At 66.8% G+C, this 13,447-nt stretch carries 12 protein-coding genes; 1 reads left to right on the top strand and 11 read right to left on the bottom strand.

The window, feature by feature from the left end; genetic code table 11:
- Positions 1-5: 5 nt before the first annotated feature.
- From LDO86_RS06735 to tdh, 6 genes are all read right to left on the bottom strand, one after another.
- A complete protein-coding gene (locus LDO86_RS06735) occupies positions 6-785 on the bottom strand; it encodes a CPBP family intramembrane glutamic endopeptidase (RefSeq protein ID WP_018771902.1) in 780 nt (259 codons plus the stop codon).
- 111 nt (positions 786-896) lie between these two features.
- Entirely contained in the window at positions 897-1,685 is a 789-nt protein-coding gene (locus tag LDO86_RS06730) for a DeoR/GlpR family DNA-binding transcription regulator (RefSeq protein ID WP_018771901.1), read from the bottom strand.
- Positions 1,686-1,787: 102 nt separating this feature from the next.
- A complete protein-coding gene (gene hutI / locus LDO86_RS06725) occupies positions 1,788-2,999 on the bottom strand; it encodes an imidazolonepropionase (RefSeq protein WP_018771900.1) in 1,212 nt (403 codons plus the stop codon).
- 11 nt (positions 3,000-3,010) lie between these two features.
- Positions 3,011-4,126 (bottom strand): FAD-dependent oxidoreductase, encoded by a 1,116-nt coding sequence (locus tag LDO86_RS06720; protein ID WP_018771899.1) that lies wholly within the window; start codon positions 4,124-4,126, stop codon positions 3,011-3,013.
- A gap of 40 nt (positions 4,127-4,166) precedes the next feature.
- Positions 4,167-5,363: a glycine C-acetyltransferase gene (locus LDO86_RS06715; RefSeq protein ID WP_018771898.1), complete on the bottom strand. Its 1,197-nt coding sequence runs from the start codon at positions 5,361-5,363 to the stop codon at positions 4,167-4,169.
- A gap of 8 nt (positions 5,364-5,371) precedes the next feature.
- Positions 5,372-6,418 carry an L-threonine 3-dehydrogenase gene (tdh, locus tag LDO86_RS06710; protein ID WP_018771897.1) on the bottom strand — a complete coding sequence of 349 codons (1,047 nt, stop codon included), beginning with the start codon at positions 6,416-6,418 and terminating at the stop codon, positions 5,372-5,374.
- A 130-nt stretch (positions 6,419-6,548) separates the two neighbouring features.
- On the opposite strand from tdh, the gene LDO86_RS06705 reads away from it, so the two are divergent.
- Positions 6,549-7,460 (top strand): LysR family transcriptional regulator, encoded by a 912-nt coding sequence (locus tag LDO86_RS06705; RefSeq protein ID WP_018771896.1) that lies wholly within the window; start codon positions 6,549-6,551, stop codon positions 7,458-7,460.
- A gap of 48 nt (positions 7,461-7,508) precedes the next feature.
- Here the strand turns inward: LDO86_RS06705 and LDO86_RS06700 are convergent, their stop codons facing one another.
- The 5 genes from LDO86_RS06700 to LDO86_RS06680 all read right to left on the bottom strand — a co-directional run bounded on the left by LDO86_RS06700 (position 7,509) and on the right by LDO86_RS06680 (position 13,350).
- Positions 7,509-8,135 carry a DUF5666 domain-containing protein gene (locus LDO86_RS06700; protein WP_018771895.1) on the bottom strand — a complete coding sequence of 209 codons (627 nt, stop codon included), beginning with the start codon at positions 8,133-8,135 and terminating at the stop codon, positions 7,509-7,511.
- 190 nt (positions 8,136-8,325) lie between these two features.
- Positions 8,326-9,834: an Asp-tRNA(Asn)/Glu-tRNA(Gln) amidotransferase subunit GatB gene (gene gatB / locus LDO86_RS06695; RefSeq protein ID WP_018771894.1), complete on the bottom strand. Its 1,509-nt coding sequence runs from the start codon at positions 9,832-9,834 to the stop codon at positions 8,326-8,328.
- The gene (gene gatA / locus LDO86_RS06690) at positions 9,834-11,408 is read right to left on the bottom strand and encodes an Asp-tRNA(Asn)/Glu-tRNA(Gln) amidotransferase subunit GatA (RefSeq protein WP_018771893.1); all 1,575 of its coding nucleotides are present in this window, start codon (positions 11,406-11,408) and stop codon (positions 9,834-9,836) included. The genes gatB and gatA overlap by 1 nt, the downstream gene beginning before the upstream one ends.
- Positions 11,409-11,410: 2 nt before the next feature.
- Entirely contained in the window at positions 11,411-11,707 is a 297-nt protein-coding gene (gene gatC / locus LDO86_RS06685) for an Asp-tRNA(Asn)/Glu-tRNA(Gln) amidotransferase subunit GatC (protein WP_018763018.1), read from the bottom strand.
- A gap of 146 nt (positions 11,708-11,853) precedes the next feature.
- Complete coding sequence (locus tag LDO86_RS06680; protein WP_026266170.1) at positions 11,854-13,350, bottom strand: SLC13 family permease; 1,497 nt, start codon at positions 13,348-13,350, stop codon at positions 11,854-11,856.
- Positions 13,351-13,447: the final 97 nt, after the last annotated feature.

Raw genomic sequence — 13,447 nt, 5'->3', positions numbered from 1 at the left:
GGGTCCTACCCCAACCCCACGGCTTTGCCGAACAGGCTGAAGCCAACGAAGGCCACGATATCCAGCAGGGCGTGGGCGATGACCAGTGGCATGACCCGGCGGGTCCGGGTGTACAGCCAGGCAAAGACCACGCCCATCACGGCGTTGCCAATGAAGGGACCAAAGCCTTGGTAAAGGTGGTAGCTGCCGCGCAGCACGGAGCTCGCCGCAATGGCCAGCGGCATGCTCCAGCCGAACTTGCCAAAGCGGTCCAGGAGGTAGCCCACCACAATGACTTCCTCAAGCACGGCGTGCCGCATGGCGGACAGGATGAGCACAGGCACGGTCCACCAATAGGCATCCAGGGCGCTGGGGATGATGGCGGTGGTAATTCCGAGCGCCCGGCCGGCCGCATAGAGACCCAGCGAGGGTATGCCGATCAGTCCAGCCAGTCCGAGGCCCTGGAGCAGATCCCTGCCGGGCCGGGCAAAATTGAACCCCAGTTTCTGAAAGGCAGAGCGGGAGTTGCCCGCCTCGCCCGGCACTGCCTGGCGCTGGTCCGTCAGGAAGTAGAAGACCAGCAGCACGGGCACCAGCGCAAAGATGATGTCCAGCAGCTGATATGTGAGGTCGAAGTATTCGCGGGTGCTCTGGGAGCGGTTCAGGGTGGACGTGCCCTCGGCAAGCGGGGCGCGTGTCATCTTGTCCAGCAGCTGCACCACGGAGTAGACAGCCGACTGGCCCAGGGACAGGCCCAGGACGATCCATACTTCGAGCCGAAGGCGACGGCGGGAGGGAACCAGCATGTTCCCATCTTGCCTTCAGTTTCTGGATCCGGCCTGATGGAGCGGCTGGTGTCCGCAGTCGCAAGCGGGCAGCGGTGCGCCGCCGGAGGAGCCCGGTGCCGGCAGTTCGGGTCAGGCGGGCGCGACAATCACTTCCGTGCCGTTGGCTTCAAAGGCAGCCTTGTCGCGGGGCGAGATGCCGGCATCGGTGATCAGCCGGGTGAAGTTGTAGCCGTCCATGGTGGCGAAGGCCCGCACGCCCACTTTGGAGGAATCGGCCAGGACGTAGGACACCCTGGCCCTGCTGGCCAGCAGCGCATTGACGGAGGCCTCCCCCTCCCCCGTGTTGGTGGGCCCGACTTCGGGATCGATGCCGTTGACGCCGATGAAGGCGATGTCCAGCACCACCTTCTGCATGATGATGTCCGTATAGGGTCCCACCAGTTCATAGGACCGCGGGTTGAGGATTCCACCGGTCACCATCACCTTGATGTTGGGCCGTACGGCCAACTGGCCCGCGATGTTGATGGCGTTGGTAACCACGGTGAGGGTGGGCTGGTTGGAGGGGGCGTTCAGGTCTTCCCGGGTGGCCAGGATCTGCGCGAGCGCTGTGCTGGTGGTACCTCCGCACAGGCCGATCACAGCGCCGGGCCGGATCAGCGCCGAGGCGCACTGCGCGATTTGTTCCTTGGCTTCGGCGTGGTCGTCGCGGTTGTAGCGGCCGGGGAGGTCGTAGGCCAGGGCACCGGTGGTGGCGCCGCCGCGGGTACGCGTCAGCAGCCGGCGTTTGGCGAGGCTGTCCAGGTCACGCCGAGCGGTGGCCGGGGATACGTTGAGGGTGCTGACAATCTCGTCGACCTCCACCTGGCCGGTTCTGGCCAGCAGGTCAAGAATCGCGGTCAGCCGGTCAGTGCGCGTCATGCAAGCGGGGCCTTTCCGTACATCAGCCACCACGATCGATGACGTTTCCTGATTATAACTCAAGGAAAACAGTCAGGAACAATCAAAAAAAACGGTATGGACCTACCGCTCCCTGGCTCCGGCCCGCCACACAGCGTACGTCAATGGCATGCCGGGACGGTAAGCGAGATGCGTTGCGGACGGGGCGTTGAGCAGGTGCAGGTCGGCGCGGTGCCCGACGGCGATGGACCCCACGGCGCGTTCACCGTCCGCATCGCGCCCGCTTTCCTTGTGCAACGCCAGTGCGCCGCCATGGGTGGCGGCGCGGACGGCCTCATGCACGCTCAGGTGCATCTGGAGGACGGCGGTGGTGACGCAGAATGCCATGGAACTTGTATACGACGTTCCGGGATTGCAGTTGGAAGCGAGCGCCACCTGCACACCGGCGTCGAGAAGCGTGCGGGCCGGGGCCAGCGGCTGGCGGGTTGAGAGGTCGCAGGCCGGGAGGCAGGTGGCCACAGTGCCCCGCTCGCCTGTGCCGGTGGCGGGGTCCCACCCGGACCAGGAAGCCGCAAGGGACTTCACGTCCTGCCCTGCCAGGTAGTTGACGTGGTCCACGCTGGCGGCCGCCATCTCCACGGCAAGCTGCACGCCGGGGCCCTCACCCAGCTGGTTGCCGTGCACGCGCAGGCCCAGTCCGGCGTCGCGGCAGGCCGTCAGCACGCGGCGGGACTGTTCGGCAGTAAACGCGCCCTCCTCGCAGAAAACGTCGGCCCACTGGACGTAGGGGCGGACGGCATCAAGCATCGGTCCGCAGACCAGGTCTGTGTACTCCTCCGGGTCCTGTCCGGCAGGAACCAGGTGGGCGCCCAGGTAGGTCACCTGGTCCGCCACGCCGGCGGCGATACGCGCGCTGCGGGCCTCGTTCCCGATATCCAGGCCGTAGCCGGTCTTCGTTTCCAGGTAAGTGGTCCCCTGCGAGACTGCCTCGGCAACCCGGCCCATGGCCAGGCGGGTGAGGTCAAAGTCCGACGTGGCACGCGTGGCGTTCATGGTGACGGCGATGCCTCCGGCAGCGTACGCCTCCCCCGCCATCCGTGCTTCGAATTCCGCGGTACGGTCCCCGGCGAACAGCAGGTGGCTGTGGGAGTCCACCCATCCGGGGAGCATGGCGCGGCCGCCGGCGTCGATGGCTTCGTCCGCCGCCGGGGCCTCGGCCGCGGCGCCGATCCAGGAGATCCGTTCGCCCTCGACCACTACCGCCGCGTCCTTCAGGACCCGGTGTTCAAGGTCCTGGGTCATCAGCTCGGCAATATTGGTGATCAGGGTGCTCATGGGACTATTCTTCAGCGTCGGATGGACCAGCGGCTGGCAGCCAGGGCCTGCGCTGTCCGGGATTCCGGACCGTCGGCGGCGGCACCTCCGGACGCTCCCTGGCCGGCGAGGATCTGGTCAGCGGCGAGCTCGGCCATCGCAGCGGAGGTCTGGAAGCCGTAGCCGCCCTGCCCCACCAGCCAGTAGAAACCGGGGGCTTCGGCGTCGAAGCCCGCCACCGGAACCCCGTCGGCGGCCTCAGTGCGCAGGCCGGTCCAGGCGCGGCGGATTCCCGTGATCCCCAGGCTGGTGATGGAGTTCAGCTTTTCCACCAGGCGCTCCACGTCGCCTGGCCGGGGCCGCGCGTCCTCGGGGCCACTGGGCACGGTTTCGGACGGCGAAACCAGGACGTCGTCACCGTCAGGGCGGAAGTAGAAGGTATTGTTCGCTGCCGCCACCATCGGGGTGGCGGCAGGCAGGGGGCGTTCGACGGCGGCAATCGCCGCAGTGCGCCGGTACGGCTGCAGTCCCAGTTTCTCGACGCCGCTGATCACTGCGAGCTCATCAGCCCATGCCCCGGCTGCATTGACCAGGACGCCGGCTTCAAAGCCCTCGGCCCCGGCACCCACCTGCCATCCGGAACCCAGCCGTTGCGCCGAATGCACCCGTGCGCCGGTGATGATATCGGCTCCGGCCTCGAGTGCCTGTTTGCGGTGCGTGTCCAGGAGCAGGGGCGCGTTGCAGCCAAACGAGCCAGTATCCAGTCCGGCGGCGGCGAAGGTTCCCGGGAGCAGGGCCGGGCACAGCTCAAGCGCGCGGTCAACAGCGATGGGCTGCATGTGCCCGCTGGATTCCGCGGCAACATCGGCCTCGGAGCCGATCAGCATGAAGCTGCGCGGCGTCAGGACCGGTTCCGGCAGTTCCGCGTCCCGCGCCGCGATCAGTTCCAGGGTCCGGAGCGTGAGTTCCTGCACCACGGGAGGGCCGTAGCTCGGGATCAGCTGCCGGGCGGAGCGGGAGGACGTGTGGTACGCCAGCTCCTGCTCCGCCTCCACCAGTGCCACGCTGCAGCGGCCGGCCAGCGCGGAGGCCAGGGACAGGCCGGCAATGCCGCCGCCCACGATCAGGACATCGTAATGTGCTGCCATCCGTCCATCCTTGCAGAGTTCGTGGCCGGTGGAACTTTCGTCAGGCTGTTGCTTCGGTGCGGCTGGCGACGAAGGCACGAACGCACGCTTCGACGTCGTCCGCTGAATGGGCGGCGGACAGCTGCACCCGGATCCTCGCGGCACCGCGCGGAACCACGGGGAAGCTGAAGGCGGTGACGAAGACGCCGTGCTGCAGCATGAGGTCGGCAACCTTGGCGGCCATCACGGCATCGCCGAACATCACCGGCACGATGGCGTGTTCGCCGGGCAGCAGGTCGAAGCCCTCCCCGGTCATGCGGCGGCGGAACAGTTCGGCGTTTTCGAAGAGACGGCGGCGCAGGTCGGCCGAGTTTTCCACCAGGTCCAGAGCCTTGAGGGTGGCGGCCACAATGGCGGGGGCCACCGAGTTGGAGAACAGGTAGGGGCGCGCCTTCTGCCGCAGCATGGCTATGATCTCCCTGCGGCCGGACACGTAGCCGCCTGACGCCCCGCCCAGGGCCTTGCCGAAGGTGCCGGTGTAGATGTCCACGCGGGAGGACACGCCGGCGTGTTCGGGGGTGCCCGCGCCGGTGGCGCCCATGAAGCCCACGGCGTGGGAGTCGTCCACCATCACCAGGGCGCCGTACTTTTCGGCGAGGTCGCAGATGGCCTCGAGCGGAGCCAGGTAGCCGTCCATTGAAAACACGCCGTCGGTGACGATGATCTTCCGGCGGGCGTCCTGCGCCTCCTGCAGGCGGGCCTCGAGCTCGGCCATGTCCTGGTTGGCGTAGCGGTAGCGGCGCGCCTTGCACAGCCGGATGCCGTCGATGATGGAAGCGTGGTTGAGGGCGTCCGAAATGACCGCATCCTCGGACCCGAAGAGGGATTCGAAGACGCCGCCATTGGCGTCAAAGCAGCTTGAGAACAGGATGGTGTCCTCGGTACCCAGGAAAGCGGAAACCCTGGCCTCAAGTTTGAGGTGCAGGTCCTGGGTTCCGCAGATGAAACGGACACTGGCCATGCCGAAGCCGCGCTCATCCATGGCGGCCTTGGCTGCATTGATGATGTCCGGGTGGTCGGCCAGGCCCAGGTAATTGTTGGCGCAGAAGTTCAGCACGTCGGCACCCGGCGCGCCGATCTGTCCGGCAGTGATGTGGCTGGACTGCGGCGAGCTGATGCTGCGTTCAGTCTTGTAGAGCCCGGCGGTGCGGATTTCCTCCAGCTCGTCGCGAAGCTGGTCCTTGATGGAGGTGTACATGGGTTTCCTTACAGTCGGGTCCAGTCGAGGACTACTTTGCCGCCCACGCCGCTGCGGGCAATGTCGAAGCCCTTCTCCCAGTCCGTGGCGGGAAGCGTGTCCGTGACCACGGCGGAGATGCCCGCATGGAGCACCGGGTTGGATGAGAGCATGGCGCTCATGGCGTACCAGGTTTCGTACATCTCCCGGCCATAGATGCCCTTCAGGGTCAGCATGTGGGTGACCACTTTGCCCCAGTCGATGATGATTTCCTGGCTGGGCAGCCCCAGCATGGCGATCCGGCCGCCGTGGTTCATGTTGTCGATCATCTCAGGCAGGGCGGAGGGGTGGCCGGACATTTCCATTCCGACGTCGAAGCCTTCGCGCATGCCGAGCTCGCGCTGGGCGTCGCGGACCCGCGTGGTGGAGACATCGATGGCGAGGTCGGCCCCGAGCTGCCGGGCCAGGTCCAGCCGGGGCCGGGAAACGTCGGTGATGGCGATCTTGCGGGCTCCGGCGTGGCGGGCGACGGCGACTGCCATCAGGCCAATGGGGCCGGCCCCGGTGATGAGGACGTCCTCCCCCACCAGCGGGAAGCTCAGTGCGGTGTGCACGGCGTTGCCGAAGGGGTCGAAGATGGCGCCAAGTTCGGGCGTGACGGAGGCGTCGTGGTGGACCCACGCGTTGGTCTCGGGGATCACCACGTACTCGGCGAAAGCCCCGTCGCGCTGGACCCCCACGCTGACCGTGTGGATGCACATCTGGCGGCGTCCTGCGCGGCAGTTCCGGCAAATGCCGCACACCACGTGGCCTTCCCCGGAGACCCTGTCGCCAACCTTGACTTCGCGGACGTCTTCGCCCACCTCCACCACTTCGCCGTAGAACTCGTGGCCGGCGATGAGGGGCGCTTCGATGATCCCCTGGGCCCAGGAGTCCCAGGACTGGATGTGCAGGTCCGTGCCGCAGATCCCGGTGGTCATGACCCGGATCTTCACGTCCGCCGGACCGGCCTCCGGCTCGGGCCTGTCGACGAGTTCGAATCCGGCCTGCGGGCCGGGCTTGTACAGGGCCTTCATTGGCGTCCTTACTTCTTGGCATTCAGATCTGGAGGTCTTGTCCTCCTCATTGAAGCCTCGGCGAAGCGTTAGCACAACAGGAATTTTCTCAATCAACGATTTAGGAATTGCTAATGATTAGACTGGCGGGGTGGAGATACATCAGCTGGAGATCCTGCGTGAACTGGGCGCCCTGGGGAGCGTGAAGGCCGTAGCAGACACCCTCATGGTGACCCCGTCTGCGGTCTCGCAGCAACTGGCCCACCTGCAGCGCACAGTCGAGGTGCCGCTGACACGCAAGGAGGGCCGGAACCTGGTGCTCACGGAAGCCGGCCAAGTGCTCGCCGACGCAGGCGCCGCCGTCGTCAGCGCCATGGCCGACGCCCGCGGAGCCCTGGGCACCTACCACCACTCGCCGGCTGGCCGGGTGACGCTCAGCGGCTTCCACAGTGCCGGGCAGGCGCTGTTCGCGCCGCTGGCACGGATGCTGGACCGGCCGGAACACCCCCGGATCGAACTGTCCGATGAGGATGTTGCCCAGCAGGACTTCCCTGCCCTCACCGCCCGGTACGACCTGGTCCTGGCGCACCGCATGGACCACAGTCCCCGCTGGCCCGCGGAACGCGTGGCCGTGATCCCGCTGGCGCACGAGCCCCTGGACGTGGCACTGCCCGCCGGCCACCCGTTGGCCCAAAAAGATACGGTCACGGCGGACGACGTCGGCGCCGAGGCCTGGGTGACCAGCCACCCCGGCTACTCCCCCGCCGATGTCCTGTCTGCCGTCGCTGCCGTGTCCAGCCGGGAGCCAAACATCGTCCACCGCATCAACGACTACTTCACGGTGGCGGCGCTCGTGGCCGCGGGCGGCGTGGTGGGGCTGCTGCCCAGGTATACGGCAGGGCCGGTCCTGAACCCGGGCATTGTGCTGCGGCCCCTGGAAGGCATCAGCACGCGCCGCAGGATAGACCTGCTGGCCAGGCCGGAAAACCTGAAACGGCGGGCGGTGGTGATGGTCTGCGAGGCGCTGGAGGACATCATGGCCGGACTGGTGCGGCAGGGCTGACCTGGGCTCAACCCGCGCTGGAGGGGCAGCTCAAGGGGCAACCGGACGCTATGCCCCTTCGTCGTCCTGGTGGTTCCCCTTGCCCATCTTGTGTCCAAGGCCGTGGCCGCGTCCCAATCCAAGGCCAGGCCCGTCACCGGCGCCCTTCACGATCCGTTTTGCTGCTGCCTTGTCCCCGTCCTTGGTGCCGGAGATGCGTACTGTGTCCCCGGCGGCGATGTCTGCGGTGGTTCCGTCCGTCGGCATAAGCCGCTTGCCGTCGTCGCCTGTTGGAAACATGGTGATCCTGGTATCGGCGTTGACGGCGTAGGTCTGGGAGTAGCCGTCCTCGCTCTTGACGGTGATGGCCGAATCGCTGACCGATTCCACCGTGCCACGCTGTTCCAGGACGGTCTGGAACGTGCCGTCGGCGTTCTTGACCACGCCCTCGCCGTGGAGTGCCTGCGGACGCTGGGCCTTCTTGTCCTGCTTGTCCTGTTGGTCCTTCTTGTCCTGCTGGCCGGGTGCAGTGTCTTTGCCTGGTGCCGTGTCTTTGCCTGGTGCCGTTTGCGAGGGCGACGGCGTCGGCGTGCCCGTGGCGGACCACGCCAGGGCCGTCCCTGTACCCGTCAACGCCAGTGCCACTGCCCCGGCAAGCAATGCCTTGCGCGCCCTCATCGGTTCCCTTGCCACCATGGTTGTTCCTCCCGCACGCCGCCGGGGCACCAGCGCCCCGTGGGCTCAAGTGTAAGTCCGCCGCGGACGCGCAGCCACGGGTACTTTCAGCCGGCGGCACCTGAGTACTTAAAGCCCAACTGGGTCGCAGTTAATGTCGTTATCAGCGTTCAAAACGACATCTGCTGCGACCCAGTTGGGTATGGGAGTGCTAGACGGTGACGCCCAGCTTCTCCAGGATCAGTTCCCGGACTCGGGCGGCGTCGGCCTGTCCGCGGGTGGCCTTCATGACCCCGCCCACGATGGCGCCGATGGCCTGGACCTTACCGCCGCGGATCTTGTCCGCGACGTCGGGCTGGGCAGCGAGTGCGGCATCGATGGCTTCCAGGAGGGGGCCGTCGTCGGAAACCACGGCGAGTCCGCGCTTCTCGACGATTTCTTCGGGGGTGCCTTCGCCGGCGAGCACGCCGTCCAGCACTTCCGTTGCCATCTTGTTGTTGATCTTGCCGGCCTCCACCATGCGGTTGAGCTCCACGATGGTTGCGGGCTGGACGCCCAGCTGGCCGGGGTCGACGTCGGCGGCCTTGGCGCGGCCCACGATCTCGCCCATCCACCACTTGCGGGCCACGGACGCGGACGCGCCGGCCGCGATGGTTTCCTCGATCTCGTCCAGGACGCCGGCGTTCACCACGTCGCGGAATTCCAGGTCAGAATAGCCCCAGTCGGCCTTGAGCCGCTTGCGGCGCTCGGCCGGCGGTTCTGGCAGCGTGGCGCGCAGTTCCTCCACCCATTCACGGGACGCCACCACGGGGACCAGGTCCGGTTCCGGGAAGTAGCGGTAGTCGTCCGCGTCCGACTTGGGCCGGCCCGACGTGGTGGTGCGGGTGTCCTCGTGCCAGTGCCGGGTCTCCTGGACCACGGGATTGCCGGAGTCCAGGACGGCGGCGTGGCGCTGGATCTCGTAGCGGACGGCGTGCTCGACAGCGCGCAGCGAGTTCACGTTCTTGGTTTCGGACCGGATACCGAACCGTTCCCGGCCGTGCGGGCGGAGCGAGACGTTGGCGTCGCACCGCACGTTGCCGCGTTCCATGCGGGCATCGGAGACGCCAAGGTTCTTGACGATCTCGCGGATGGCGGCCACGTAGGCCTTGGCCAGTTCCGGGGCGCGGGAGCCGGCGCCCTCGATGGGCTTGGTGACGATTTCCACCAGCGGGACGCCGGCACGGTTGTAGTCCACCAGCGAAAAGTCGGCGCCGTGGATGCGGCCGGTGGCACCGCCCATATGGGTCAGCTTTCCGGCGTCCTCCTCCATGTGAGCGCGCTCGATCTCCACGCGGAACACGGTGCCGTCCTCCAGTTCCACGTCCAGGTAGCCGTCGTACGCGATGGGCTCGTCGTACTGGGAGGTCTGGAAGTTCTTGGGGGTGTCCGGGTAGAAGTAGTTCTTCCGGGCAAAGCGGCAGGATTCGGCGATCTTGCAGTTCAGCGCCAGGCCGATCTTGATGGAGGACTCCACCGCCGTCTTGTTGACCACGGGCAGCACGCCGGGCATGCCCAGGTCCACCTCGTTGACGTTGGTGTTGGGCTCGTCGCCGAAAACGTTGGGTGCGGAGGAGAACATCTTGGTCTTGGTGTTGAGCTCCACGTGGACCTCAAAGCCCAGGACGGGGTCGTACTTCTCCATGGCCTCTTCGAAGCTCAGGATTGCCTCGGTGTTCATTATTTTGCCTCCTGGGCTTCGAGGGTACCGGCTGCGGCAAGGTCGGGAGCCTGGGCCAGCAGCGGGCCGCCCCACTTGGCTTCGAGCAGCGATTCGAGCACCGCGCCAACCCGGTAGAGGCGGGCGTCCTCGCGGGCCGGGGCCAGCAGCTGGATGCCGACGGGAAGTCCGTCCTCGTCGGCCAGGCCGCCGGGCAGTGACAGGCCGGGAACACCTGCCAGGTTGGCGGGGATGGTGGCGACGTCGTTCAGGTACATGGCCAGCGGATCGTCCAGCTTTTCCCCCAGCGGGAAGGCCGTGGTGGGGGCGGTGGGTGAAATCAGGACGTCGGCCTGTTCAAAGGCGGCGTCAAAGTCCCGCTGCACCAGGGTGCGGACCTTCTGGGCCGAGCCGTAGTAGGCGTCGTAGTAGCCGGCGGACAGGGCGTAGGTGCCCAGGATGATGCGGCGCTTGACCTCGTCGCCGAACCCGGCGGCGCGGGTGGCACCCATGACGCGTTCAATGGTCATAGGCCCGTCCTCGGGGAGGACGCGCAGGCCGTACCGGACGCCGTCGAACTTGGCCAGGTTGGAGGAGGCCTCGGACGGCATGATCAGGTAGTAGGCGCCCAGGGCGTACTGGAAGTTGGGGCAGGAGACCTCCACGATCTCCGCGCCGGCTTCCTTGAGCAGCTCCAGGGCGTCGTTGAAGCGGTTTTCGACGCCGGCCTGGTAGCCCTCGCCGTGAAGTTCCTTGATGATGCCGATCCGCAGGCCATCGACGTTGCCGGTCTTCGCGGCAGCCACGAGGTCTGCCAAGGGGTCCGGCAGCGACGTGGAGTCGCGGGGATCGTGGCCGCCGATGACCTGGTGCAGCAGGGCGGAGTCCAGCACGGTGCGGGTGACCGGGCCGATCTGGTCCAGCGAGGAGGCCATGGCGATGGCACCGTAGCGGGAGACGCTGCCGTAGGTGGGCTTCACGCCAACGGTTCCCGTGACGGCACCGGGCTGGCGGATGGAGCCACCGGTGTCCGTTCCCAGGGCGAGAGGCGCTTCGAAGGCGGCAACCGCCGCAGCCGAGCCACCGCCGGAGCCGCCGGGGATCCGGTCCAGGTCCCAGGGGTTGCGGGTGGGGCCGTAGGCCGAGTGCTCGGTGGAGGAGCCCATGGCGAATTCGTCCAGGTTGGTCTTGCCAAGGATGGGCATCTTCGCGGCGCGCAGGCGCTCCACCACGGTGGCGTCGTACGGGCTGTGCCAGCCTTCGAGGATTTTGGACCCTGCAGTGGTGGGCTGGCCGATGGTGACGATGAGGTCCTTGACGGCGATGGGGACGCCGGCCAGGACGTGCAGGGCCTGGGCCTCAGCACCGCCGGCGGCGCGGATGGCGTCCACCTCGGCGGCGACGGCGAGCGCTTCCTCGGCGTTGACGTGCAGGAAGGCGTTGACCTTGCCGTCGACGGCGGCGATGCGGTCCAGGTAGGCCTGGGTAACTTCGACGGCGGTGACCTCGCCGGCGTGGAGCTTTTCGGCCAGCTGCGCGGCGGACAGGCGGATCAGGGTGTCGGCGCTGGTGCCGGCGGTGTTGTGTTCAGTCATGGTTATGCCTCATCCAGGATGGCCGGGACCTTGAAACGGTTGTCATCGGAATCCGGGGCGCCGGAGAGTGCCTGTTCCGCCGTGAAGGTGTGTCCAACAACGTCGTCGCGGAACACGTTGGTGAGCGGAATGGGGTGGGACGTGGCCGGGACGTCATCCCCGGCGGCCTCACTGACGGACTTGACCGAATCGACGATGACGGCGAGCTCGCCGGCCATCCTGTCCAGCTCTTCGGCACTCATCTCGATGTGAGCGAGCCGCGCGAGATGCGCGACGTCGTCACGGTTGATCGCAGCCATGGATCTCCCCTGCAAAGTTCGGATTGTTTTCCGATCCAGTCTAGTGCGGAAACGCAGATGCCCGTCTGACGGCCCCCAGCGGGCGTCAGACGGGCACCTTACCTACCCGGTCCTGCCTCGGGGACAGGAGCGCGGGCAGCTAAAGACTAACCGATACCAATGGCTCCAGTCAGCAGCCCGACGCCGAGCATTACCAGGGAGATGACGGCAGTGCGCCACAGGACCTTCTTGTGGTGGTCACCGAGGTCCACCTTGGCCAGCGAAACCAGCAGCAGGATGGCAGGGACCAGCGGGCTCTGCAGGTGGAACGGCTGGCCGGTGATGGAGGCACGGGCCATGTCAGCGGCGCCAACGCCGTAGTGGGCGGCGGTCTCGCTCAGCACCGGCAGGACGCCGAAGTAGAAGGCGTCGTTGCTCATGAAGAACGTCATGGGGATGCTCAGGATGCCGGTGATGACCGCCATGAACGGGCCCATGGAGGACGGGATGATCTGGACCAGCCATGCGGACATCGCTTCCACCATGCCCGTGCCCTTGAGGACGCCGGTGAGGACGGCTGCGGCCATGACCATGCTGACCACGGCAACGATGGAGGGGGCGTGGGCGATCAGCTGGGCGCCCTGGTCCTTGACCTTGGGGAAGTTGACCAGCAGGGCGACTGCGGCCCCCACCATGAAGACGAACGGCAGCGGGATGATGTTGGCTACGAGCACCACCATGACGGCGACGGTCAGGGCCAGGTTGAACCAAAACAGCTTGGGGCGAAGGGTGGAGCGGTTCGGGTCAAGGGCGGTGTCGGTGAGTCCGGCGCCGCTGTCCTCAATGAGGGTGTCGGCGCGGTCCAGTACGGCCACGGAGGATCCTGCCGGGGAGCCGTCGACGGCGGGGGCTGCTCCGCCGGGGTTGCCCTGGCGTCCGCGGCCGGTTCCGGCACCCGTGCCGCCGGTTCCGCCGGCGGAGGCACCGCCGGCGGACATTCCGTCAAACCCTGCCGCCGTCTCCGGGACGCCCCAGATTTCCGGAGCGGTGGCACGGAGGCGGTTGCGCTCCTGCAGGCCCAGCAGCCAGGCGAAGGCGAACACGACCACCAGGCCGGCCACCAGGGACGGGATCATGGGGACGAAGACGTCATTGACGTCGATCTTCAGGGCGGTGGCGGCGCGGGCGGTGGGGCCGCCCCACGGCAGGATGTTCATGGTGCCGTTGGCCAGGCCGGCCACGCAGGTGAGGACCACGGGGCTCATCTTGAGGCGCAGGTAGACCGGCAGCATGGCGGCCGTGGTGAGGATGAACGTGGTGGACCCGTCGCCATCCAGCGACACGGCGGCCGCCAGGATGGCGGTGCCCAGGACAACCTTGGCGGGGTCGTTGCCCAGCTTGCGGAGGATGAACTTCACCAGCGGGTCAAAGAGCCCGACGTCGATCATCAGGCCGAAGTAGATGATGGCGAACATCAGCAGCGCCGCGGTGGAGGTCATGGACTTCATGGAGTCCATCACCATGTCGCCAATGCCGAGGCCGGCACCGGCAAAAAGGCCAAAAACAGTAGGGACAATGATCAACGCCAGCACTGGCGTCAACTTCTTCGTCATGATCAGCACCATGAATACCGCGATCATGGCGAATCCAAGTATTACCAGCACAGCCGGCTCCTTCTTGTGAACAGCACCACAGCGTTGTGATGCGTGCTACAGACTGTAGGGTGGCGTCCGTCACGGCAGTGCCTTTGGCTCAATTGAT

It is taken from the genome of Arthrobacter sp. StoSoilB19 (genome assembly GCF_019977275.1).
In the GTDB taxonomy this organism is placed as follows: Bacteria; Actinomycetota; Actinomycetes; order Actinomycetales; family Micrococcaceae; genus Arthrobacter.
The sequence above is the reverse complement of the archived record's forward strand: the minus strand, read 5'-3'. Positions and strand labels throughout refer to the sequence as shown.